This window comes from Phocaeicola barnesiae DSM 18169 = JCM 13652, assembly GCF_000374585.1.
Lineage (GTDB): Bacteria > Bacteroidota > Bacteroidia > Bacteroidales > Bacteroidaceae > Phocaeicola > Phocaeicola barnesiae.
In genome coordinates this window covers 1-25,019 of record NZ_KB894660.1, presented here as the reverse complement: position 1 = coordinate 25,019, position 25,019 = coordinate 1, and the positions used below count along the sequence as shown (strand labels likewise).

Sequence of the window (25,019 nt, the reverse complement as noted above, 5' to 3'; positions counted from 1 at the left end):
CAAAGGTACATCATTGTTTTGAAAATTCCCTGATTCTTATTATATTCGGAACAAATTAAATCACTATTAAGCATGAAAATCATTTTCCGACTCTGTTTCCTGGCTCTTTTAAGCATCTATTTTCCGACATTATTGATTGCCCAGAAATCCGATACCCACATTCCCGATTACCCCATCCGGAAAGGAGTTTCCGCTCCCTTCGCCGGATTTGCAGGTTCCACACTGATAGTGGCCGGCGGCTGTAATTTCCCGGACAAACCGGCAGCGGAAGGAGGGAAGAAAGTCTATTATGCGCAAGTATACAGCCTGACACCCGGCACTTCCTCCACACAATGGCAGGAACAGACACCCCTTCCTATTCCTATAGCATACGGAGCATCGGTAGAAACAGAAGAAGGACTAGTCTGTATCGGAGGAATGAACAACGACTCTACCTCGACTGCAGTATATCGCATCGGATTCCCGCAAACGGCTTCCGAAGCTTCTCAGATTACACCCTTACCTTCCCTTCCTACCGGTATAGACAATGCAGCTGCCGCGCGTGTAGGTAATATCCTTTATATTACTGGAGGAAACCAGCCTCAACAGGAGAAAGCGCTTTATGCGTTATCCACCGAGCAACCGGACTCCTGGGACAGACAGACCGATTATCCCGGACAGCTACGGGTACAACCCACCCTGATAGGAACAGACAGTTCCTTGTATCTGGCAGGCGGATTCGCCTTCAATGCTACAGACAAGACATGTACACTGGCCACAGACATTCTACGGTATGACCCATCCACCCAAAAATGGAGTGTAGAGACTTCCATTCCTCCTTATCCGGACAACACCCCTCGCTGTCTGGTAGGTTCATCAGGGATTGCATACGGTGATTACCTGATATTCACCGGTGGGGTATACGCACCTTTATTTAAAGAAGCGATGGAAGGCCGACAAGACGACCAATACCTGAAACATGAGCCGAAATGGTATCGGTTTCATGATGACTTGCTTGTTTACCATACCGTAGACAAGTCATGGAGAATTATTCCGCATGTACCCGGAATGGCTAAAGCCGGAGGCGTATTGCTATGTAAAGGGAATACATTGTACATGGTGTGTGGAGAAATCAAACCGGGAATCCGTACTTCAGAGGTTCCAGTAATTTCTCTATCCGATATACTAAAATAGCGAATTTTCTTATCAGACTACATAAAAATAAATCTGTTTTTAAAAATTAACCCATAATATCATTGTATTTTAAAAAGTAAATCACTACTTTTGCCATTACTTAATAAATGACTTTATAAACGAAGACTATGGAAAAGATCATTGGATTAATCGATGCCCCTTTTACTCCGTTTTATGAAAATGGAGAAGTAAATTATGAACCGATTGAAGCCTATGCCAAAATGCTGGCAAAAAACGGCTTGAAAGGTGTATTTATCAACGGTTCATCCGGTGAAGGCTACATGCTGACTGAAGAAGAACGCATGAAACTGGCCGAACGATGGATGGAAGTAGCACCTGAAGGGTTCAAAGTAATCGTACACGTAGGAAGCTGCTGCGTAAAGGCAAGCAAGATGCTGGCTGAACATGCCCAGAAAATCGGTGCATGGGGTATCGGTGCCATGGCTCCTCCGTTCCCGAAAGTAGGACGTATCGAAGAACTGGTGAAATATTGCGAAGAAATCGCTGCCGGCGCTCCGAACCTTCCGTTCTATTACTACCACATTCCGGCATTCAACGGCGCATTCCTGCCGATGACCGAATTGCTGAAAGCAGTGGACGGACGCATTCCGAATTTTGCGGGAATCAAATATACATACGAAAGTATCTATGAATACAATCAGTGCCGTCTTTACAAGAACGGTAAATTCGATATGTTGCATGGTCAGGACGAAACTATCCTTCCTTCATTGGCTATGGGTGGCGCACAAGGTGGTATCGGCGGTACAACCAACTACAACGGTATCAACCTGGTAGGAATTATCGATGCATGGAAAGCCGGCGATATCGAAAAGGCACGTGAACTTCAGAACTTCTCACAGGAAGTCATCAACGTCATCTGCCACTATCGCGGAAACATCGTAGGCGGTAAACGTATCATGAAACTGATAGGACTGGACTTGGGCAAGAACCGTACTCCGTTCCAGAACATGACCGACGAAGAAGAAGCTCGCATGAAGGCAGAACTGGAAGCCATCAATTTCTTTGAACGTTGCAACAAATTCTGATATGATGGATACCCGTACCTATTTAAACTACTGGGCAGAACTGTACAAGACAGACATGCTGACCAACATCATGCCGTTCTGGCTCCGCTACGGAGTCGATAAAGAGCATGGAGGTATCTACACATGTGTTGCCCGGAACGGAGAATTGATGGACAGTACTAAATCTGTCTGGTTCCAAGGACGTTTCGCATTTACCTGCTGCTACGCCTACAACAACATCGAGGCACGTCCGGAATGGCTTGAAGCAGCCAAATCTACCCTCGACTTCATCGAGGAACACTGTTTCGACCGCAACGGACGCATGTATTTCGAAGTCGCTGCCGACGGTACCCCGTTACGCATGAGAAGATACGTATTCAGTGAAAGTTTCGCAGCCATTGCTATGGCTGAATATGCTCTCGCCACTGGCGACAAGAGCTATGCAGAAAAAGCATTGAAGATTTTCAAGGATATGCGCCGTTTCCTGCAGACTCCGGGAATTCTGGAGCCGAAGTACCTGCCAACCGTTCAGGCACAGGGACACTCCATCACCATGATTCTCATCAATGTAGCTTCACGCATCAAAAAAGTCATCAATGACCCGGAACTGGATGAACAGATTGACACGTCACTGCATGCACTGAAAAGTTATTTCATTCATCCGGAATTCAAGGCATTGTTGGAAACAGTCGGTCCGAAAGGAGAATTCATCGATACCATCAACGGACGTACCATCAACCCAGGCCACTGTATCGAAACAGCCTGGTTCCTGCTGGATGTAGCCATGGACCGGAATCAGGATAAAGAAATCATTGATCTGGCACTGACCATCTTTGACTGGTCTTGGGAATGGGGATGGGATCCTAAATACGGCGGAATCATCAATTTTAGAGATTGCAAGAACTTGCCTCCGCAGGATTACTCGCAAGACATGAAATTCTGGTGGCCGCAAACAGAAGCAATCATTGCCTCACTTTATGCCTATAAAATCACCAAAGACCCCGCTTATCTACAGAAACACCGTCAGATTAGTGACTGGACCTATGCACATTTCCCGGATCCTAAATATGGTGAATGGTTCGGGTATTTGCATCGGGATGGCAGTGTAGCTCAACCGGCCAAGGGGAACTTATTCAAAGGTCCGTTCCACATTCCTAGAATGATGACGAAAGGATACACCTTGTGCAAGGAAATCCTGACAGAACTATAAACTTCTCATTCTTGTATTTTATACTCTACCTTCAGGCTCGTTCGGAAACAAACTGCCTGAAGGTCTCTTTAAATCTTTAAATCCAAGACTTCATTACTTATTGACCAATTGAATTCTACTACCTGAAAAAATAACCACTTGGAATATAGAAAACTATCTGATTCCAGTATCCAAACCTATCTTCCTTATGAAAAAATCGAACGTTTACCCTTGGATTGTCGTCGCTTTATTATGGGGTGTCGCACTTTTAAACTATATGGACAGACAGATGCTCAGTACCATGAAAGATTCGATGCAGATTGACATTGTAGAATTGCAGTCTGCAGCAAATTTTGGTCGGCTCATGGCTGTTTTCCTCTGGATTTACGGACTGATGAGTCCTGTAGCAGGATTAATAGCTGACAGACTGAACCGAAAATGGTTGATTGTATGTAGCCTGTTTGTATGGTCAGCAGTTACATACCTGATGGGGATAGCTGACACTTTCAACCAGGTATTCTGGTTACGTGCACTGATGGGAATCAGTGAAGCACTCTATATTCCCGCAGGCCTCTCCTTGATAGCCGACTATCACACCGGACGTTCCCGCTCACTGGCTGTAGGTATCCACATGACCGGTCTATATACCGGACAAGCCATCGGAGGCTTCGGCGCCACTGTAGCTGCTGCTTTCTCCTGGCATACCACTTTCCATTGGTTCGGAATCATCGGTATCGCATACGCTATTATCCTGATGCTTTTCCTACGTGACAAGAAGAGCGAACCTGTAACTCCTGTACAGACCGCCGATACAGACGAACAGAAAGTCAACATTTTCCAGAGCCTGCGGATGCTGTTCAGCAACATCGCTTTTTGGGTCATCCTGCTGTATTTTGCCGCACCGAGTCTGCCGGGATGGGCCACCAAGAACTGGCTGCCGACTCTGTTTGCCGAAAACCTGAATCTTCCAATGTCTCAGGCAGGTCCGCTTTCTACCATCACCATTGCCGTTTCTTCATTCATCGGAGTACTGACCGGTGGCCTTCTATCCGACAAATGGGTACAACGCAACCTACGCGGACGTATCTATACAGGTGCTATCGGACTGGGACTGACCATCCCTTCCTTGCTTCTGCTGGGATTCGGACACAGCTTGGTAGCCGTAGTAGGTGCAGGTTTGCTGTTCGGTATCGGTTACGGTATTTTCGATGCCAACAACATGCCAATTCTTTGCCAATTCGTTTCAGCCAAACAACGAGCTACCGCTTATGGCGTAATGAACATGACGGGAGTATTTGCCGGAGCAGCCATCACTGACCTACTGGGCCAATGGGGCGACGGAGGTAATCTAGGACTGGGATTCGCTATGCTGGCCATCGTGGTAGCAGTTGCACTCTGTGCCCAGTTGTATTTCCTGCGTCCTAAAACTGACAATGTAGAATAACCAAAGAAAAAAGACTATGATAATATCCAACTTACAAAATAGCGGAAGAGTAGAATCTCTTCATCCGCTATTCAAGAAGCTTTTCGACTATGTAAAGACTCACGACCTGTTGCATACGCCTTGCGGACGTATCGAACTGGAAGGGAACAATCTGTTTATCAACAATGTGAACCCGACCTGTGTAACTGCCGACAAGCAAGTTCTGGAACTGCACCGTGAATACATCGATGTACATATCCTATTGGAAGGAAACGAAACTATCGGATGGAAAGCCATCGAAGACCTGACAGAAGAAAAACAACCTTATCAAGCAGAAGGCGACTGTGCGCTGTATACCGACAAACCTACTACGTATATCAATCTGTTGCCGGGTCAGTTCGCCATTGTCTTTCCCGAAGACCCGCATGCCCCGGTCATCGGTGAAGGAAAAATCAGAAAACTTATCGGAAAAGTCAAATTATAACCCTATCACAACACACGATTATGAAGCGAATCTTTTCTCTTACACTAGGCTTGCTGGCAGCTATGGCCAGCCAGGCGGCCGACACCATTTATACGAAGGCTCCGCAGATTCCTATCCTGCTGGAACGGAACGATAACGTGCTTTTCTACATGCGGATGGATGCTAAAGACACCAAGAAACTGGACGAAGTAACCGTTACATTCGACAAGAATGTTCCTCTGTCGGCCATCAAATCCGTAAAACTCTATTATAGCGGTACAGAAGCTCCCCAAGACCGGGGTAAAAAGCGCTATGCTCCCGTAGAATACATTTCCAGCCACACACCGGGAAAAACCTTGGCTGCCAACCCGTCTTATTCCATCAAGAAAGACGAATGCCAACCGACCAGTCACACCTTGACTCTGAAAGGTAACCAGAATCTTTTCCCGGGTATCAATTTCTTCTGGGTCAGTCTGGAAATGCAACCCAATGCGAATCTGAATACCCCGATTACCGCTGAAATTACCCAAGCAGTTACCGACGGAAAAATTAATCCTGTAAAAGATGCCTCAGAAAGCCCTGTAACCCGCCGCTTGGGTGTAGGTGTACGCCATGCTGGCGATGACGGCTCAGCCGCATTCCGTATTCCTGGACTGGTAACCACCAATAAAGGAACGTTGTTGGGCGTATACGATGTACGCTACAACAGCAGTGTAGACCTACAGGAACACATCGACATAGGCCTCAGCCGCAGTACAAACGGAGGGCAGACTTGGGAAAAGATGCGTATTCCACTCTCTTTCGGAGAACACGACGGACTACCTTCAGCACAGAACGGTGTCGGTGACCCTTCTATCTTAGTGGACACTAAGACCAATACTGTATGGATAGTGGCAGCATGGACTCACGGTATGGGCAACCAACGTGCCTGGTGGAGTTCCCATCAGGGAATGGACAGAAATATCACCGCACAGTTAGTCTTGGCTAAGAGCACCGATGATGGGAAAACTTGGTCGGAACCTATCAATATCACTGAACAGGTGAAAAAGCCGGAATGGTATTTCTTGCTGCAGGGACCGGGACGAGGCATCACCATGAGTGACGGAACTCTGGTATTCCCTATCCAGTTCATCGACAAGACCCGCATTCCGAATGCCGGTATCATGTACAGCAAAGACGGCGGAAAGACCTGGCACATCCATAACCATGCCCGTACCAACACCACCGAAGCACAAGTAGCCGAAGTTTCTCCGGGTGTCTTGATGTTGAATATGCGCGATAACCGCGGTGGAAGCCGTGCAGTCTATACGACAACCGATTTGGGCAAAACATGGAAAGAACATGAATCTTCACGCACAGCTCTGAGAGAACCGGTATGTATGGCCAGCCTCATCAGTGTTCTGGCAAAAGACAATGTTTTAGGTAAGGACTTACTGATTTTCTCGAATCCGAACAGTACATCCGAAAGAAAGGACATTACCATCAAAATCAGCATGGACGGTGGAAACACTTGGTTACCCGAACACCAACTGTTACTGGATGAGGGCTATAACTGGGGATATTCTTGTCTTACCATGATTGACAAGGAAACCATCGGTATCCTTTATGAAAGCAGTGTGGCACACATGACTTTCCAAAGCATTAAGCTGAAAGATATTGTGAAAGAATAAAAAGCAGTGATGCTACATAGTTAATTATTATTTTATCTATTAGAGATCAACATCAGAGTCTATCTGTTTTACATTTTAAGCAGATAGACTCATTTTTATCTACATACTCTATAATATAATTGTTTTATAAATCATAAAGTAGCTACAATGAACTTTGGCTAATTTAAAAAGCACATAGATATTTTATTGCCTAGTTAATAAAAATAATTCTTTATATTCTTTGACATTAAGAAAAGAACTTATATATTTGCAAAGGTTAACAATGAATATATTATAAAACATATCACAAATAAAGAATTCAAACTCATAATTAGGACTTCTTGTTCTGCAAATCAATACACATTTTTTAATGTTTTAGATTAGACCAACGCCCAATTGAGAATATCTTGTACGTGTTTTTCATTGCTAACCCAGTGTCCTTTTTTAAACGTTTTTAAGAGCAACCAACTGAAACCCTAATTATTAACTTAAAATTAAAACAATGAAAAAAGCACTTAAATCAGCTAGTATGATGCTGTTTATCAGCGGATTACCGCTATGGGGGGGGGGGGGGTAAATGCAGCATCCTCTCTTTCTGTTAATTCTACAAGAGAAATACAACAGGGAAGTGTATGTAAAGGTGTTGTAAAAGACGCATCGGGTGAAACAGTTATCGGAGCGTCCGTAGTTGTAAAAGGAACTACCAATGGAACCATCACAGGTCTGGACGGAGATTTCTCTATCCCTAATGTACAGAAAGGAGCAATCATCGAAATCTCCTTTGTAGGTTATGCTACACAAGAAGTGAAATGGAACGGTCAACCGCTTAATATTGTATTGAAAGATGATACACAGACTTTGGATGAAGTGGTGGTAATGGGATATGGTGTCAAACAAAAGCGAGGAAAGCTTACCAACTCTGTCTCAAAAGTAAACGAGGAAACACTGACTGTAGGTTCTTACGGTGATCCTGCTCAAGCCTTGGTGGGTGCCATTTCGGGTGTTAAAGTAAAACAGACTTCCGGTTTTGCCGGTTCTACTCCTACCATTACTCTGCGTGGTGGTACCAGTTATGACGGTACCGGCGAACCGCTGGTTGTAGTGGACGGTCAGATTCGTACAGATGGATTGAGTGACCTCAACTCGAACGATATTGAATCAATGGAAGTCATGAAGGATGCCGGTGCGACGGCTATTTATGGTGCACGTGCCGCAAACGGTGTTATCCTTGTAACGACCAAGCAAGGAAAGCAGGGTAAAGCCCAAGTAAACTTTAACATGAAGGTAGGTGCACAATATTATGTACCGACTTACGACATGATGGATGCGGAAGGTTATATCTATTGGTTACGTACGGCTTATGCCAATACTCCGTGGTGTACAGCAACCGGTAACTTGACCTCAAGTTCCAGTAGTGTAGGAACCGGTGCGACAGAACTTACTTCCAGCAGTGTATATAATGTACTGGGGTATACCGGTTCGGAATATCAGCAGAACCTGATAAAAAATCATGGTTGGCAGGTGATGGATGACCCTGTAGGTGATGGACAGATATTGTTTAAGGATACGGATGTCAGTAAATATAACATTAACAGTCCTGCTGTTTCCCAAGAATATAACCTCAGCTTCTCCGGTGGTAACGATCGCGGAAAGTATTATGCCGGCTTAGGTTATTATGATGCAGACGGTATGAAAGTCAATAACTTCTACAAGCGCTACTCGTTCTCGTTTACCAGCTCTTATAAAATTACCGACTGGTTGGAAGCAAGCTCCATTTTCAACTACAACCGAGCCAACTGGGAGGATGGTCCTGCTTTCCAAACGAGTGATAGTTACTATTTCGGACGTGTCTTGACTCTACCTTCTACCATCCGTCTGGAAGATGAAGAAGGTAACTATCTGTTGGGCTCATCCCGCTCGGACGGTAACTATCTGTACGAACTGGATAAGTTTAAGCGTGACTACCAAACAGATAAATTCAATATGACACAAACGTTGGAAGCCAAGCTTTTCAAAGGTTTCACTCTCCGAGGAACCATGGCATGGAGTTACAGTGAGTACCTTGACGAAGGCTTCAACAAGGATTACCACACCAATCAGGCGGGCACTGCCATGAATACAAACCGTGAGTCATGGGCGACCTTCTATCGCTATTTCAACCAGACCTATAATTTGGTGGCTAATTATGACGGTAAGTTTGGCGATCATTCTGTCAATGCCATGGCCGGTACAGAATTTTGGGACAAACAGTACAAATATATGTATGCGTACGGATATGGTGCTCCTACCGATGATTTCGGTGATTTGGCTTATACTTCTAGTGAGGAAGGCAAGCGTTCGGTTGATACATCGCATAGCCGTGAACGTATCATGTCTTTCTTCGGCCGTGTACAATACGACTATCTGGAACGTTATATCCTGTCCTTTACTTTCCGTGAAGATGGTTATTCCCGCCTGATCAACAATCGTTGGGGATTCTTCCCTGGTGTGTCAGCCGGTTGGGTATTCTCTGAGGAAGATTTCTATTCTCCACTGAAAGGGATTATGAATTATGGTAAGTTGCGTGCCAGCTACGGTGTGAACGGTAGCATCGATACCGATTATATTGGTATTTATACGTTGCATGGCGCTTATAGTTCATCTACCTATAACGGAAATACCGGTTTCCGTCTGACAACTCTGCCTAACCCGGATCTTCGTTGGGAAAAGACACGTACAGCAGAAGTTGGTCTTGATCTTGGTTTCCTGAACAACCGCTTTACGCTCGGCCTTACGTTCTATGACCGTCTGACATCGGATAAGTATGCGTCACTTTCGCTACCTTCAACGACCGGATGGAGCTCCATTACGAACAACAACGGTAAGTTCCGTAACCGTGGTATTGAAATTGATATCAATGCAAATCTGCTCAGAACGAAAGATTTCAGCTGGACACTGGGTGCCAATATCTCTTACAATAAAAACACAGTAGTGGAACTTCCTTATAACGGTTTGGACAAGAATCGTCAGGGCGGTACAGAAATCTATACCGGAAACGGTAATGAAACCTATTATGTAGGTGGTTTGCAGGAAGGTAAAACTCCATACGATGTGATTGTCGGTTACGGGGTGGACAAGATGGTCCGTACGGAAAGCGATCTGGTAGACGGTTATTGCGATATGTCTCAGAGCATCGCAGTCTACTATGGCGACAAGGGCTACCAGAAACTGCAGGATGCGGGTTGGACAGGAAAGGCGTATGAACTGGAATGTGGCGACCTGATGTTTGAGGATATCAATGGTGACGGTATCATCGATTCATACGACCGGAAAGTGCTGGGTACTTATACTCCGAAATGGAATGGTGGTTTGAACACCACGCTTACCTGGAAAGGGTTGTCTCTCTATTTACGTACAGACTTTGGTTTAGGTTTCACTACTTATGATGGTTTGAAACAATGGATTGACGGCTGTGCACAAGGTGCCTATAACATGACAACTGATATTTGGGATTCCTGGACTCCGGAAAATCCGGATGCTAAATATCCGCGCTATGTGTGGGCCGATCAGTTGGGTAAGAACAACTATGTCCGTACATCCGAGTTCTGGGCTACCAAAGGTAATTATTTGGCGTTCCGTGAATTACAGCTGTCCTACGATTTTCCGAAAACGATCTGTAGTAAATTCCGTTGCCAGAGTTTGAGATTATCGGTTACAGGACAGAACCTGGGTTACTGGACTAGTAGTGCTTCTGCCATTCCTGACTATACCCAATATACAGATGGAAATACCAGCGGTTGGGGAGGTACTTATGCAATGCCCCGTACAGTTCTTTTCGGACTTGATATTACATTCTAATTATTTTTTATTCAAAATGACAGAAAATTATGAAAAAGAATAAACTATATACCTTTGTATCTGCTGCCGTTGTGGCTGCAAGTATGGGGATGACATCATGCTCAGATTGGCTTGACCTTGCTCCAATAGATTATTATGGAGCCGGAAACTTTTGGCAGACAGAATCACAGGCTATCGGTAACCTGCATGCGCAGATGTCACAATTACGCAACTTTAATTTCCAGATTAACATCACCTACGGTGAAATCCGTGGCGGTGCTTATACCCAACAGGCTGGTGGTAGTGATGGTGCCAGTCTTAATTCCCAATATCTTCGTGACCAGAACCTGTCACAAACAAACTATGGCGTTTCCAACTTCGGAGGATATTGGGGACTGATTTCTGCTGCCAATCTCTTCATCTATAATGTAGAAAACGCTACCTATTTTGACAGCGAGGACACCAAGAATTATTGTTTGGGTATGGTTTATGGTATGCGTGCCTATTATTATTTCCTGATGTACCGCGCTTACGGCGGTGTGCCTTTGCGTTTGACACCTGATGTAGAGAACGGTAACTATGATCAGTCTACTCTCTATATGGGACGTGCCAAAGCTTCGGAAACTTTGGCTCAGATTAAGGCGGATATAGCCAAGTCGTTGGAATACTTCGGCAACCAGACATCTTTCAACTTCAACGGTGACAGCAAGAATGCCAAATATTATTGGTCGAAGGCAGCTACCGAGATGTTGGCCGGTGAGGTTTACTTATGGAGTGCCAAGGTGGCTACCGGTGACCAAGCTATCATTCCGAGTGATTTGGCAACAGCTAAAACGTATTTCCAGAATGTAGTCAACAATTATGGTTTGTCATTACAGAATAATTTTGCCGACGTGTTCAGCGTAAATAATGAGCAGAATTCAGAGATTATTTTTGCTTTCGATGCGGACGAGACAGAAGTGACAAACGACATTCCTTCCAGTTATGTATATGGTATCGTGACCGGATATACCATTGGAGCTGCTTATGAAAGTAATGGAAACCTATGGGATAACCCGTTGGATGTCGCATCGGCCGTACAGCGCTATCAGTTTACCAACGCCTTGTGGTATCAGTACGATGCGGAAGATACCCGTCGTGATGCTACGTTTATTGCTTCTTGGCACGACCAGGCCGCTACGCAGTTGCGCGGAACTTTTGTCTGCAAGAATCTAGGTTCTATCCGTGAAAGTACCGGTTATCGCTGCTACAACGGTGACCAGCCTTTGTATCGTTTGCCGCTGGCGTATCTCTCTTTGGCGGAAATCGCCAATATGGAAGGCGATGGTGCGAATGTGGAAAAATATGTCAATCTGATTCGTGAACGTGCTTACGGTGACAACTGGGATCCGAGCATTTACGGCTATACGGCAGGTTCGTTTGTAGAAAACGAAGTGGCTATTCTTCACGAGAAAGACAAGGAATTTGTTCAGGAAGGCCAACGTTGGTACGATGTACGCCGCATGTCGGTAAGTGCTGCTTGTGGCGAATTGGATCATCTGGTATTCCACAAAGAAGGCCACATAGCTTACGGTCTGGAAATCACAGAGAACATGAAAGAGCTCAGCCCCAACAAGTGGGAAGAATCAACACCGCCCGAAATTGTGGTGGAACCCATCCTTTCGGAAGACTTGGCTTACCGCGTACTTTGGCCGCTTAGTACTTCGGACTTGAGTAATGACCCATTGTTGGAACAGACTCCGGGTTACGAAATGAGCGAAGAATAATTTGCATAAGCTTCGTTTAACAATATTGAATCTGTAGGATGTAATACTTTACAGAATTGGAAGAATGAGATTCGCAACAATCTGTTCTTCCAATTCTTTTTTAGTACAAATTCTTGTTGTCTATTGTCCTGACATTTCAGGAGAAGCAAGAAGTGGTGCAAAGTGGCAATTCTATGAATATATACAATTGGAATTGAAAAATTGTGATTGATTATGTGTAGGAAAATAAACATTTGTTGGTTGCTTGGAATCTTTTGTACATTGTCGCTATGGGGCAATGATAGGGATTGTTTGCTTCCTAAGCCTCAGCAATGCCTTTTTTGTCCCGATTCTTTTCGAGTGGACAAAGTAAAGCTTGTTTCTTCGGTTCTTCAGGAGGAACTGGAAGCTTTTGTTATCGAACAGGGAGGAACAATTAAGACAACAGCCTCTTCTTCTATTGTGGTAACATTATGTGATTCGCTGCTTCAAGTTCCCGTTAATTCAGATGAAGCTTATCGGCTGAAGGTAGCTACAGAACGGATTGACATTGAAGCGACCTCCCCGCATGGGGTTTATATGGCTTTACAGACTTTACGTCAGTTAATGGATTGTGACAGCGGTCAAGTGATAATCAGAGGATGTGAAATCACAGACTGGCCTGCTTTCCGCATCCGTGGATTCATGCACGATGTAGGACGTACCTATATTTCTTTGAAAGAACTCAAAAAAGAAATAGAACTCTTAAGTCGATTCAAAATCAATGTTTTCCATTGGCATCTGACAGAGAATCAGGCATGGAGACTGGAAAGCAAGCTCTATCCGGAGCTTAATTCTCCTCAAAATATGACACGGATGCCAGGAAAATACTATACACTCCAAGAGGCCAAAGAACTAGTCAAATTCTGTAAAGAACATCATGTAATGTTAATACCCGAGATAGATATGCCGGGACATAGCGAAGCTTTCAATCGAGCTTTTCATGCAGACATGCAAAGCCAAAAGGGCATGGAAATCCTAAAGAAACTGATGGATGAAGTCTGTGAAACTTTTGATGTACCCTATATACATATAGGAACAGATGAAGTGAAATTCACCAATCCGGAATTTGTTCCGGAAATGGTCCGCTACGTACGGTCTAAAGGTAAAAAAGTCATTTCCTGGAATCCGGGATGGAATTATCAGCCCGGTGAAATAGATATGACCCAACTATGGAGCTATAGAGGAAAAGCACAACCGGGAATCCCGGCAATAGACTGTCGGTTCCATTATCTGAACCACTTTGATACATATGCAGACCTGGTAGCTTTATACAATAGCCGTATCTACAATTGTGGTCAGGGAAGTGAAGATATTGCAGGCAGCATCCTTGCCATATGGAATGACCGTTATATCACCGATGAGAAACAAATCGTAGCAGAAAATAACTTGTATGCCAACATGCTGGCATTGGCAGAACGGGCATGGCTAGGCGGAGGCACGTGTTATTTTGACGGTCCAGAAACTTTACTACGGACAGAAACTCCGGAAACCAATCAGAAATTTGCCGACTTCGAACAACGGATGCTATGGCATAAACACCATACATTTGCAGGAGAACCGTTTCCATATGTCAGGCAGAGTCACGTAAAATGGAATATTACTGACGCCTTTCCCAACCAGGGAGACTTAAGAAAAAAATTTCCACCGGAAGATACAGAAGCAGAGACCTATGAGTATGAGGGAAAACGCTATCAGACTCATACGGTTAATGGTGCAGGCATCTATCTGAGGCATGTATGGGGGAACTTGGTACCAGGCTTTTACAAAAACCCACAGGAAAACCATACAGCCTATGCCACTACTTGGGTATATTCTCCAGAACAGCAGTCTGCCGGACTCCTATTGGAATTCCAGAATTATAGCCGATCAGAAAGTGATCTTCCTCCTGAATCGGGAAAATGGGATTACAAAGAAAGTCGCGCTTGGCTAAACGGACATGAACTGTTACCTCCCCAATGGCAAAATACACACAAAAAACGGTCTAACGAAATACCTTTAACCAACGAAAACTGTGTATCAAGGCCACCCTTACAAGTACAATTACATAAAGGATGGAACAAACTCATGCTGAAACTTCCCATTGGTAAATTCCAAACTCCACAAGTAAGACTGGTCAAATGGATGTTTACAGCTGTATTTGTTACCCCTGATGGTACCGAATCTTTAGAAAATCTAATCTATTCACCCACTAACCCTAAAAAACAATAAGGACATGACGAAAAAAACATTTTTATTGCTCTTTACCTGGCTGACAGCCGTCACACTCTATGCACAACAGGACAAATCTCCTAAGTATTCCACTTACTATTACCAGCGTGCGTCACTTTTCGAGAGTCTTCCTGTTACATCCGAAGATATCATCTTTATAGGAAACAGCATCACCGATGGAGGAGAATGGCACGAATTATTCAATAATCCGCATGTCAAGAATCGAGGCATTAGTGGCGATACGACACAAGGTGTATTCGACCGACTGGATGCTATTGTAAACGGGCAACCAGCCAAAATTTTCCTGATGATTGGTATCAACAATGTACCACAAAACGAACCAGCAGATACCATTGCAGCTGGCATCCGACTCATTGTACAGAAAATCAAGCAAGTGTCACCTGAAACACAAATCTATGTACAAAGCCTGTTACCAGTCACCACTTATTATAATAAATTTTATGAACATACTTGCCACTGGAAAGAAATTCCGGAAATAAACCAGAAAATCAAGACCGTGACAGAAAAAGAACAAGTGCAATACATCGATTTGTTCTCACACTTCGTCGATGCCGAAGGACAGATGCAAAAACAATACACCAACGATGGACTCCATTTGTTGGGCAAAGGCTATCTGTTATGGAAAGAAATCATCACCCCCTATTTATAACCGAAATAAACTGACACTATGAACCGGAAATCTTTCTTTATCCTGTTTTTCCTCTTATTAACAGCTTCCTTATCACATGCTGACTCACCAACAAAAGTAGCTTGCATAGGAAATAGTATAACTTACGGTATAGGTACCGAGAATCCACAAGTCGAATCATATCCGGCACAACTGCAGCAATTATTGGGTTGTGATTACCTTGTAGGAAATTTTGGCAAGCCAGGAGCGACATTACTCAATCACGGACACCGTCCCTACATGAAACAGCCGGAATTCCAGAAAGCCATGGAATTTGCCGGAGACATTGCCGTGATACATCTGGGCATTAATGATACAGACCCCAGAAATTGGCCCAACTACCGGGATGAATTCGTCAGAGATTATCTAGCCTTGATTGATTCCTGCAGGAAAGCCAATCCACACTGTCGCATCCTGATATGCCGGCTGACACCTATTTCACACCGGCATCCGAGATTCGAATCCGGTACACGTGACTGGCATCGTGACATCCAACAGGCTATTGAAACAATCTCCCGTGTAACCGATGTACAACTAATCGACCTCCATCAAGCCTTGTATGCCTATCCGCTCTTTTTCCCAGACGGACTTCATCCCAATCCGGAGGGTGCCGGTATACTGGCGCACACCGTCTATTCAGCCATTACCGGAGATTTCGGAGGCCTACATTTGCCTCAAACCTTCACCGACTATATGGTACTACAACGCAATCGCCCTCTCACTATAGAAGGGACAGCCAACGCCGGTGAAAAAGTCACAGTCTGCATTGATGGGCAACAACACACTGCTACCACAGGATACGACGGAAAGTGGAGCGTAACACTTCATCCTATCAAAGCCGGGAACAACTATGAACTGACTGTTTCCACTCATAAACAAAAACAGACATTCCATCATGTTGCGGCAGGTGAAGTCTGGCTTTGTTCAGGACAGTCAAACATGGAGTTCCAACTGTCGCAAGCTATCACAGCGGATAAAGATATTCCCAAAGCAGACAATATAGATATCCGACTATATCACCTGAAAGGGAAATGGGCTACCGATAACCGTGCATGGGAAGTATCTGCATTGGATTCCGTCAATCATTTGCTGTATTATCAACCTACACAATGGAAGCCTTGTACCCCACAACAAGTTGCCGGATTTTCAGCTGTAGCCTATTACTTCGGGAAAATGATTCAAGATAGTCTGAACGTATCAGTCGGATTAATCTGTAACGCTGTAGGTGGTTCACCCACAGAAGCATGGATAGACCGAAGTACACTGGAATTCCAATTTTCTGCTATTCTGAGAGACTGGACACAAAACGACTTCATCCAAGACTGGGTACGCGAACGTGCCTTAACCAATCTTCAAAAGAAAACAGACAAACTGCAACGTCATCCATACGAACCTTGCTACCTGTACGAAACAGGAATCCAAACGTTGGAACAATACCCTATCAAAGGAGTCATCTGGTATCAGGGAGAATCGAACGCACATAACATGGAAGCCCACGAGAAACTGTTCAGTCTACTGGTACAAAGTTGGCGCAGGAACTGGCAATCACCCGAACTTCCTTTCTATTTTGTTCAGCTGTCAAGTCTCAACCGACCGTCTTGGCCGTGGTTTCGGGACAGTCAAAGACAGCTGATGCAACAGATTCCCCATACAGGAATGGCCGTTTCATCAGACAAGGGTGACTCACTGGATGTACATCCCCGAGACAAACGACCAATCGGAGAAAGACTGGCACGTTGGGCTCTACACAAGGAATATGGCTTCTCGAACCTTCTTCCGTCCGGTCCACTGTTTAAATCGGCTCAGGTTGAGGGGAAACAGGTCGTGATAGATTTCCTATACGGAAAAGGGCTACAACCTTCCAATGGAAAAGAAATAATCGGATTCGAAATAGCGGAAACCGACGGACTGTATTATCCGGCAAAAGCGACCATCCAGGGAGAACGCATCATACTGCACAGCCCGCAAGTGAAGACACCACACTTTATCCGATATGGCTGGCAACCCTTCACTAGAGCAAATCTGATGAATGCAGAAGGTCTTCCGGCTTCTACCTTCAGAGAAGAAATTTTTTAATCAATAGCAGCATCGATATTATATCAAACAATAGAGTTATCAACAAACTACGGTAAGAAGTCACCAATAATACTTTATTTGATAACTTCATTTAGACTTTTATTTAAGGTATTTATCCTGCTTAAACGACTTTAATTTAAAGGTTTATTTAAATAAAAAAGCGTCTATCTCCCATAATTTCAAGATAGACGCTTTCCTTTTATATATCTGTCTGAAGTTACCCTAACGCAACTTCAGACAAAAAGGGTTACTTGCAGTTTCCAGTGCAACGCGGTTTGATCTGCTTGAAGAAATCATTACCCTTGTTGTCTACCAGGATGAATGCCGGGAAGTCTTCCACTTCGATCTTCCAAATAGCTTCCATACCCAATTCCGGATATTCTACACATTCGATGCTCTTGATGTTGTTCTGTGCCAGGATAGCAGCCGGACCACCGATAGAACCCAGGTAGAAACCTCCATGCTTCTTACAAGCGTCAGTTACAGCCTGGCTACGGTTACCTTTAGCCAACATAATCATAGAACCTCCGTGGCTCTGGAACAAATCTACATACGGATCCATACGGCCGGCAGTAGTCGGGCCCATAGAACCGCAAGCCATTCCCTTCGGAGTCTTGGCCGGACCAGCGTAATAAATCGGATGATCCTTGATATACTGAGGCAGGTCTTCACCACGGTCCAGACGTTCTTTCAGCTTAGCGTGAGCGATATCACGGCCAACAATGATAGTTCCGTTCAAAGACAGACGGGTTGCTACCGGATATTTATCCAGTTCAGCCAGAATTTCCGGCATCGGACGGTTCAGATCAATCTTCACAGCATTACCTTCACCAGCCTGACGCAGTTCTTCCGGAATCAGTTCACCCGGATTTGAGTCCAGTTTTTCAATCCAGATACCGTCTTTATTGATTTTACAACGGATGTTACGGTCGGCAGAGCAAGAAACACCCAAACCTACCGGACAAGAAGCGCCGTGACGAGGCAGACGGATAATACGTACATCGTGAGCATAATACTTACCACCGAACTGAGCTCCCAAACCGATGCGGTGAGCTTCTTCAAGAACCTGTTTCTCCAGTTCTATATCGCGGAATGCACGACCGTATTCGTTACCGGTAGTCGGCAGATTGTCATAGAAACGAGTAGAAGCCAGCTTCACGGTCAACAGGTTCTTCTCAGCTGAAGTACCACCGATTACGAAAGCAATATGATAAGGAGGACAAGCAGCAGTACCCAGTGTCTTCATCTTTTCTACCAGGAACGGAACCAGTGTAGCCGGATTCAAGATAGCCTTGGTTTCCTGATACAGATAAGTTTTGTTGGCAGAGCCACCACCCTTTGTTACGCAAAGGAACTCATATTCCATACCCTGAGTAGCTTCGATATCAATCTGAGCAGGCAGATTGCAACGGGTGTTGACTTCTTCGTACATGGTCAACGGAGCATTCTGTGAGTAACGCAGGTTCTCTTCAGTATATGTCTTGAAAACACCCAGTGACAAAGCTTCTTCGTCGCAATATCCGGTCCATACCTGCTGACCTTTTTCACCGTGGATAATAGCAGTACCTGTATCTTGGCAGAAAGGAAGTACACCCTTAGCAGCGACTTCTGCATTACGCAAGAAAGTCAAGGCTACATATTTATCGTTGTCACTGGCTTCGGGGTCGCTCAGAATCTTAGCAACCTGCTCGTTGTGAGAACGGCGCAGCATGAATGAAACATCACGGAAAGCCGCATTGGCCATTGCTGTCAGACCTTCTTTTTCGATTTTCAAGATAGGTTTTCCTTCAAACTCGCTTACAGAGACATAATCTTTGGTAAGCAGATAGTATTCAGTAGTATCTTTTCCGTGTTCGAACATCGGCTGATACTTGAATTCAGGTGTTGCCATAATTGAATGTTTTTAAAATGTTAGTTATTCGTTTGAAAGCAAAGGTACAAAGTAATATTGAATTTTTTCCTTAATTAGCGTAAAAATCTTTTTCTTTATCGGCTCGGCTCACTGCCCCATAGCACGCAACAAATCTTTTTGAAGTACATCCACTCCCGGGAAACCGACATAACGGGCCAACAGCTTACCGTCATAACCGATAACCAGATACCCCGGAATTCCGGTAATGCCATAAGATTTACACAAATAGTCCCATTGCGGTTTCGACAACCGGTAATGAACACCGTTCATACCGGAAACAGCACCTCGCCAAACCAGTTCCGGTGAAGTAGGTCCTGTCAAATAAATATAAACAATATCTTTTCCAGACAGGCTTTCCTTCAATGGACGCATAGCGGTAAAACTCTTCTTACACGGGCCACACCAGGTCGCCCAAAAATCCAACAGAACAGCCTGTCCACGGTGAGCTGCAAGGATAGCAGGCAAAATATCAGCACCTTGTACCAAGGTATCCAAATGTTCCACGACATGTCCTTTGACAGCCTTTTCACGGGCTACCAAAACCTCTACCTGCTTAATCCTTTCAGAGGTAAAATTCCGTACTTCAGTTGTCTGTATCTCCTCCAACTTCTTTTTATCAGGCGATGTCAATCCTTTCTTCTTCATACAATCCTGAATCACTGCACGGGCTCCGGTTATATCCTTCCACAACACAGAAGGCTCACGTAACTTACATACAGCATCCTGATAATCCGCATACCGATAGCCATACCAGCTATAGAAATCGTCAGACGCATCGGGCACTATTCCCCGTTGGGCCAACAAGCGGCACAGGTCGACATTCCAATTGGCCATCACATAATTCCGGAATGTCCGACTCACTTTCTTATCGTGTGTCAGTGCATTTTTCTTCTTGTCCATCAGCGAAACGAGCGATGCCTGATAGTCTTCGGCAGACATCTCCTTCATTTCCGCCTTTTCATCCGAAGTTAGGAACGCTTCCAGCTCCAACGGATATCCTCGTGTGGCCAGTTCAGTATTCAAGGCCTCACAACTCCCCGTATACCAAGCTTTCTGACGGTTACGGAACGTTTTCTTCAGTACCTCCGAACCAGACATGCTGAGACGAGGCAAGTGAATGTATACCATCATCTCCTCTCCCGGCATCATGAGAAGATTCAGCGAAGCTCCATTCACCTGTAAACGGGCAGGAGTACCAGTCAACAGGTTTGTTTCGATATGAAAGGCTCCATCCGGCAGAATCTTAACCTGCTTCGACCAGGCTTCCGGAAACATCCAATCAGCAAGATGAAGGGTCATTTCAATCTCCATAGACGGTTCATATCCTAACACATAGCCATTAATGATGTTTCTACCTACCTTCAGTACCGGTGTCGGAAGCTCCGTATCTGTACCGAAAGACTGACTCTCGAGGAAACTCGGCAGATATACGTAGGGTTCTTTGTCTACCAACTGGATGCCCCAGATTTTCCAGTTGAAATCCTTCTCTACAAAATTGATTTCATGAGTATCACGAGGTACGGGTTCAAAGGACAGGGTCACATAACTATGTCCGGACTCCGGAATCACATCAGGTTCCGTCAATCCATCAATAGAAACCTTATCCGTTTCCCGTAACCGGAACGATGCTTTTCCGGCTGTCAGGAATGTATTCGAAGAAAGCACCAACGGTTCACCGGGGTTTCCATACATCACGGCATCTACCTGCGTATGTGCATCGGTCAAGATTATTTTTCGGATTTCAATCTTCGATGTATTCGTTGCGATAAAGCACGGATGCTCCACTTCTCTCCGCTCAGACACAGCTGCTTCTACACTTATGCACAGTAACCAAACGAAACAAAACATCCACAAACCTCTCATACCTTCCTCCTCCTTTTATCTTTATAACAGATTATCCAGTCGGGCTATCAGTTCATTTCCCAGTTCGGTCTTTACCCGGATATGTTCCAATACCGCCGTTACGAACGGATTGCTCTCGAAGGCTCCACGAACCTGTTCAAAATCGAGTTCCTGTTCCCTGCGGGTTCCGTCGGCTCCAAATCCGGTCATCGAGCTCAATGAGAACTCTTTACGGGCATCTTCGTATACCATCTTGTCCAGTTCGACAACCGACTGCTGCCATTGCTTGACAATCGCGACAATGTCTTTTGCGGTAATCCGGGTTGCATCCAGCTGATAGAATTCCAGCATCTTCTCGTATGCCCATGTCCATTCGTACGTATAATAGTTCCGGTGCATTTCGGCAAACTGAGCATGCATCTCTGCCACTGTAGTCAGACTACCGGTCTCTATTTCCTGCATCAGACGTTCCACCTCACTCTTCGGAGCTATCAGTCCGGAAACATCCACCCATTCTCCGCCTCCTACCGGTGTATCCGGCTGCAGACGGGCACGGATTTCCTCGTCACTGGCAAAATGAAGGTTTTCCAATCGTTTGATGACCGAATTCCCCAAGAACTTATGGATTGCCATCTCATAGAACTTGATACCTTTATTCAAAGCCGAGTTCCGTATCTTTGCGCTCTGATAAGAGTAAATTTCGGAAGTCTCACCTGACACCTTCGACAAATCTTTCAGAATCATCCGTCCGGTCATCATCTTCTGGATGGTATAAGGACTCAGCAGGTTGTAGTTAATCTGGTCCAATCTGTCCGGGTCCTTACGCTTGTCACGCTTCGGCCATTTCTGCGCGTCACGGATTGTACCTACACTACGCAGATTCACACCCGGTGCCAGATAAGTGGTATTCTTTTCCTCTATCAGATAAGAAAAAGGCAGATTAGACGTATCCGGATGTTTCACATGTCGGCCCATCACCAGAGAGAATGCACCGATACGTGCCGGCCACAGAATATAGGAATCAGAAGTAGTCTTGGCTCCACGCTCCAAAGCACCCTGATGAATCGGCCCTAACTTATACATGTGATTACTCTGGTTTGAACCGGAACCGGCATTCATGAACGAAAACATTCCCGCTATCAGCAACGTAGACTTGTGGTGAGTGACCGTAAAAGGCCCGGCAAAGATAGCACAGGCCTCGCCGTTCTCTTCCTGGCAGTTGCTGAAGAACAAGGAATCGGAAGCCGAATAGTTGTGTCCCATGTGACAAGCCTGCCCCACAAAACAACGGGACAGCATCGTACCGTCTTCCACATTCGAACCGCTGGAAATAATGAAGTCATCGCAAATGACACCGGAACCCACATGTATCGGATCATGCTCGTTACTGTTGATACTTCCGTTCTTCAGACGGCTAGTACCTTCTATCTGGCAATAATCTCCGACAAAAACATTCTTGATATAACCGGCATCTACGATGGTAACATGATTACCAATCTGTCCGCTATCCGAAGTACGTTCCTTCACATAAGCCTGTACAATCTCCTTCATCCGTTCAATCAACTGCGGACGATGTCTATACAAAGCCATGATATAAGCTTCGTGTGCCGACAACCGGTCATGAATCATCACTTCACGCCCTCCTGTCTCATTCAACACAGAAACTTCTACCCCGTTACCGAAACTGGTTTCTCTATCCACCAGAATGATATCCACATTCTCTATAAATGTATCATGCCCGATCGTATAATTGGCAATGTAGTTCTTAACGTTCTCTATACAGCAGTTATCGCCTACTGTCACATTGTGTAAGGTTACGCGGCACAAGCCGGCATGTTTGCTCATTCCCCCCGGTAACTGGAACTCTTTTTCAAATACTCCCAAACGGATGGTACCGGAAAAACGGGTATAGTGTATATGAGTAGGTGTGAAATTCTCAGCGACCTGTATATTCTCCCATGAATCAGCTACACAAAGCTGTTTCTCCAGCTGAGCAATCTCAGCCGGAGTCAGTAAACGATAATTTGTTGCCATAGTGCTATTGTTCTTCTTCGTAAGATTGGTACAGGAAATCATTGTACGGATATTTCTGTACATGAAGTTCCTTTACCTTCTTATATAAACGTTCTCTTAATTCTTCGATATTCACCTTGTTCTTGGCCGAAATGAAGATACAGTTGTCGTTCAGTTTGGCCATCCAGGTATTCATCAGTTCTTCCAATGTGATATTTTCCTTGGTTTTGGGAGTCAGATCATCTTCCGCCTTTTCTACGTAAGTATAGGCATCAATCTTGTTGAAAATAATCATGGTCGGTTTTCCGGCTGCGCCCAAATCGGCGATGGTCTTGTCCACAATCTGAATCTGTTCCTCAAAATCCGGATGAGATATATCTACCACATGCACCAACAAGTCCGCTTCACGCACTTCATCCAACGTAGATTTAAAGGATTCCACCAAGTCTGTAGGAAGTTTACGGATAAATCCTACTGTATCAGACAACAGGAAAGGCAGATTCTCGATAATCACTTTACGGACAGTGGTATCCAAAGTAGCAAACAGCTTATTCTCCGCAAAAACTTCACTCTTAGCCAAAAGATTCATTAAAGTAGATTTACCCACATTGGTATAACCGACCAGAGCTACACGAATCAGGCGTCCACGGTTCTTCCGCTGGGTAGATTTCTGCGTATCAATTTCAGCCAGACGCTGTTTCAGCAATGCCATCCGGTTCAAAATGATACGACGGTCCATCTCCAGCTGGGTTTCACCCGGACCACGCAATCCTACGGAACCTTTTCCACCACCGGCACCGGAACCACCTCCTTGTCGTTCCAAGTGTGTCCACAAACGTTGCAGGCGAGGCAGCATGTATTTGTATTGAGCCAGTTCCACCTGTGTCTTGGCATTGGCAGTCTGCGCACGCATGGCGAAAATATCCAGAATCAACGAAGTACGGTCCAATATCTTCACCTTCAGTTCGCCTTCAATATTTCGTATCTGTTTGGCAGAAAGTTCATCATCGAAAATGACCATACCTATTTCAGTCTCTTCCGATTCATTCTGCAATTCCAAGTATTCCTTGATTTCCTGCAACTTCCCTTTACCTACATACGTAACCGAATTAGGTGTATCCAGCTTCTGCGTAAACCGTTTTACGACTTCCGCCCCAGCTGTTTCTGCCAGAAAAGCCAGTTCATCCAGATACTCGTTCGTTTTACGTTCATCCTGGGTTTGGGTTATCAGACCCACCAGCACAGCTTTCTCAGTCTGTGCTTCAGAAATTACAAATTCTTTCATTCAATCTATTTAAATTCTTAATCACGCAAATATAACGAATTTTCTAACAAAAGAACAAAAGATTATGTTGAGATTAAGCAGAATAAAAAGTTACGGAGCTTCTGGCGAGAATCAATGACAGAATAAGAAGCAGATTACGATACAATTTCATTTCCCCGTTTAATGGCTTCACGCCTTCACAAGCCAGGCAGCAGCCTGGTATACAGGGCGTTTCCGGTGAAAGGGGATGTTTCACCGTGAAGGATATGTCCCGCGAGGGAGGATTCACGGCGGAAGGCCGTGCGGGGCGTCCGGCGGACCGACGGCACGACGGGACACAAAAAAAGCCCCGGACCTCCTTGCGGAATCCGGGGCCTCAAGACGGCGACTACCTACTCTCCCACTTGCGCAGTACCATCGGCGTGACGAAGCTTAACTTCTCTGTTCGGAATGGGAAGAGGTGGAACCTTCGTGCTATAGTCACCTGAATA

At 45.0% G+C, this 25,019-nt stretch carries 15 protein-coding genes and 1 rRNA gene; 11 read left to right on the top strand and 5 right to left on the bottom strand.

Translation table 11 applies throughout. From position 1 onward, the window contains the following. Positions 1 to 72: 72 nt before the first annotated feature. The 11 genes from C510_RS16665 to C510_RS0114185 all read left to right on the top strand — a co-directional run bounded on the left by C510_RS16665 (position 73) and on the right by C510_RS0114185 (position 17,497). Entirely contained in the window at positions 73 to 1,173 is a 1,101-nt protein-coding gene (locus C510_RS16665; protein WP_018711947.1) for a cyclically-permuted mutarotase family protein, read from the top strand. Positions 1,174 to 1,301: 128 nt separating this feature from the next. Next, positions 1,302 to 2,219, top strand: a complete 918-nt coding sequence (locus C510_RS0114230; RefSeq protein ID WP_018711946.1) for a dihydrodipicolinate synthase family protein — start codon at positions 1,302 to 1,304, stop codon at positions 2,217 to 2,219. Between the two features lie 4 nt (positions 2,220 to 2,223). Then, positions 2,224 to 3,408, top strand: coding sequence for an AGE family epimerase/isomerase (locus C510_RS0114225; RefSeq protein ID WP_025892928.1), 1,185 nt, complete (start codon positions 2,224 to 2,226; stop codon positions 3,406 to 3,408). A gap of 187 nt (positions 3,409 to 3,595) precedes the next feature. Beyond that, positions 3,596 to 4,831 carry an MFS transporter gene (locus C510_RS0114220; protein ID WP_018711944.1) on the top strand — a complete coding sequence of 412 codons (1,236 nt, stop codon included), beginning with the start codon at positions 3,596 to 3,598 and terminating at the stop codon, positions 4,829 to 4,831. Positions 4,832 to 4,847: 16 nt separating this feature from the next. Beyond that, a complete protein-coding gene (locus tag C510_RS0114215) occupies positions 4,848 to 5,294 on the top strand; it encodes a NanQ anomerase/TabA/YiaL family protein (protein WP_018711943.1) in 447 nt (148 codons plus the stop codon). A gap of 20 nt (positions 5,295 to 5,314) precedes the next feature. After that, entirely contained in the window at positions 5,315 to 6,943 is a 1,629-nt protein-coding gene (locus C510_RS0114210) for a sialidase family protein (RefSeq protein ID WP_018711942.1), read from the top strand. A 537-nt stretch (positions 6,944 to 7,480) separates the two neighbouring features. Beyond that, complete coding sequence (locus C510_RS16660) at positions 7,481 to 10,759, top strand: SusC/RagA family TonB-linked outer membrane protein (RefSeq protein ID WP_244870483.1); 3,279 nt, start codon at positions 7,481 to 7,483, stop codon at positions 10,757 to 10,759. 29 nt (positions 10,760 to 10,788) lie between these two features. Continuing rightward, the gene (locus C510_RS0114200) at positions 10,789 to 12,504 is read left to right on the top strand and encodes a RagB/SusD family nutrient uptake outer membrane protein (protein ID WP_018711941.1); all 1,716 of its coding nucleotides are present in this window, start codon (positions 10,789 to 10,791) and stop codon (positions 12,502 to 12,504) included. Positions 12,505 to 12,717: 213 nt separating this feature from the next. After that, positions 12,718 to 14,733 (top strand): family 20 glycosylhydrolase, encoded by a 2,016-nt coding sequence (locus C510_RS0114195; RefSeq protein ID WP_025892930.1) that lies wholly within the window; start codon positions 12,718 to 12,720, stop codon positions 14,731 to 14,733. A 4-nt stretch (positions 14,734 to 14,737) separates the two neighbouring features. Further along, positions 14,738 to 15,403, top strand: coding sequence for a GDSL-type esterase/lipase family protein (locus C510_RS0114190; protein WP_025892931.1), 666 nt, complete (start codon positions 14,738 to 14,740; stop codon positions 15,401 to 15,403). Positions 15,404 to 15,421: 18 nt separating this feature from the next. Continuing rightward, positions 15,422 to 17,497, top strand: coding sequence for a GDSL-type esterase/lipase family protein (locus tag C510_RS0114185; protein WP_040366333.1), 2,076 nt, complete (start codon positions 15,422 to 15,424; stop codon positions 17,495 to 17,497). A gap of 247 nt (positions 17,498 to 17,744) precedes the next feature. Here the strand turns inward: C510_RS0114185 and C510_RS0114180 are convergent, their stop codons facing one another. The 5 genes from C510_RS0114180 to rrf all read right to left on the bottom strand — a co-directional run bounded on the left by C510_RS0114180 (position 17,745) and on the right by rrf (position 25,016). Beyond that, positions 17,745 to 19,388, bottom strand: a complete 1,644-nt coding sequence (locus tag C510_RS0114180) for a fumarate hydratase (protein WP_018711937.1) — start codon at positions 19,386 to 19,388, stop codon at positions 17,745 to 17,747. 108 nt (positions 19,389 to 19,496) lie between these two features. Next, positions 19,497 to 21,272 (bottom strand): TlpA family protein disulfide reductase, encoded by a 1,776-nt coding sequence (locus C510_RS0114175; protein WP_025892933.1) that lies wholly within the window; start codon positions 21,270 to 21,272, stop codon positions 19,497 to 19,499. A 21-nt stretch (positions 21,273 to 21,293) separates the two neighbouring features. Continuing rightward, positions 21,294 to 23,285, bottom strand: coding sequence for a DUF4954 family protein (locus tag C510_RS0114170; protein ID WP_018711935.1), 1,992 nt, complete (start codon positions 23,283 to 23,285; stop codon positions 21,294 to 21,296). 4 nt (positions 23,286 to 23,289) lie between these two features. After that, a complete protein-coding gene (gene hflX, locus C510_RS0114165; protein WP_018711934.1) occupies positions 23,290 to 24,549 on the bottom strand; it encodes a GTPase HflX in 1,260 nt (419 codons plus the stop codon). Positions 24,550 to 24,907: 358 nt separating this feature from the next. Further along, a 5S ribosomal RNA gene (gene rrf, locus C510_RS0114160) occupies positions 24,908 to 25,016 on the bottom strand. Between the last annotated feature and the right edge of the window lie 3 nt (positions 25,017 to 25,019).

Excerpts from the sequence above, each read along its gene's own strand:
- C510_RS0114185 (WP_040366333.1), top strand. The coding sequence starts at position 15,422 with ATGAACCGGAAATCTTTCTTTATCCTGTTTTTCCTCTTATTAACAGCT.
- C510_RS0114190 (WP_025892931.1), top strand. The coding sequence starts at position 14,738 with ATGACGAAAAAAACATTTTTATTGCTCTTTACCTGGCTGACAGCCGTC.
- C510_RS0114170 (WP_018711935.1), bottom strand. The coding sequence starts at position 23,285 with ATGGCAACAAATTATCGTTTACTGACTCCGGCTGAGATTGCTCAGCTG.
- C510_RS0114210 (WP_018711942.1), top strand. The coding sequence starts at position 5,315 with ATGAAGCGAATCTTTTCTCTTACACTAGGCTTGCTGGCAGCTATGGCC.
- C510_RS0114220 (WP_018711944.1), top strand. The coding sequence starts at position 3,596 with ATGAAAAAATCGAACGTTTACCCTTGGATTGTCGTCGCTTTATTATGG.
- C510_RS0114225 (WP_025892928.1), top strand. The coding sequence starts at position 2,224 with ATGGATACCCGTACCTATTTAAACTACTGGGCAGAACTGTACAAGACA.
- C510_RS0114230 (WP_018711946.1), top strand. The coding sequence starts at position 1,302 with ATGGAAAAGATCATTGGATTAATCGATGCCCCTTTTACTCCGTTTTAT.
- C510_RS0114175 (WP_025892933.1), bottom strand. The coding sequence starts at position 21,272 with ATGAGAGGTTTGTGGATGTTTTGTTTCGTTTGGTTACTGTGCATAAGT.
- C510_RS16665 (WP_018711947.1), top strand. The coding sequence starts at position 73 with ATGAAAATCATTTTCCGACTCTGTTTCCTGGCTCTTTTAAGCATCTAT.
- C510_RS0114215 (WP_018711943.1), top strand. The coding sequence starts at position 4,848 with ATGATAATATCCAACTTACAAAATAGCGGAAGAGTAGAATCTCTTCAT.
- C510_RS0114180 (WP_018711937.1), bottom strand. The coding sequence starts at position 19,388 with ATGGCAACACCTGAATTCAAGTATCAGCCGATGTTCGAACACGGAAAA.
- C510_RS16660 (WP_244870483.1), top strand. The coding sequence starts at position 7,481 with ATGGGGGGGGGGGGGGTAAATGCAGCATCCTCTCTTTCTGTTAATTCT.
- C510_RS0114200 (WP_018711941.1), top strand. The coding sequence starts at position 10,789 with ATGAAAAAGAATAAACTATATACCTTTGTATCTGCTGCCGTTGTGGCT.
- hflX (WP_018711934.1), bottom strand. The coding sequence starts at position 24,549 with ATGAAAGAATTTGTAATTTCTGAAGCACAGACTGAGAAAGCTGTGCTG.
- C510_RS0114195 (WP_025892930.1), top strand. The coding sequence starts at position 12,718 with ATGTGTAGGAAAATAAACATTTGTTGGTTGCTTGGAATCTTTTGTACA.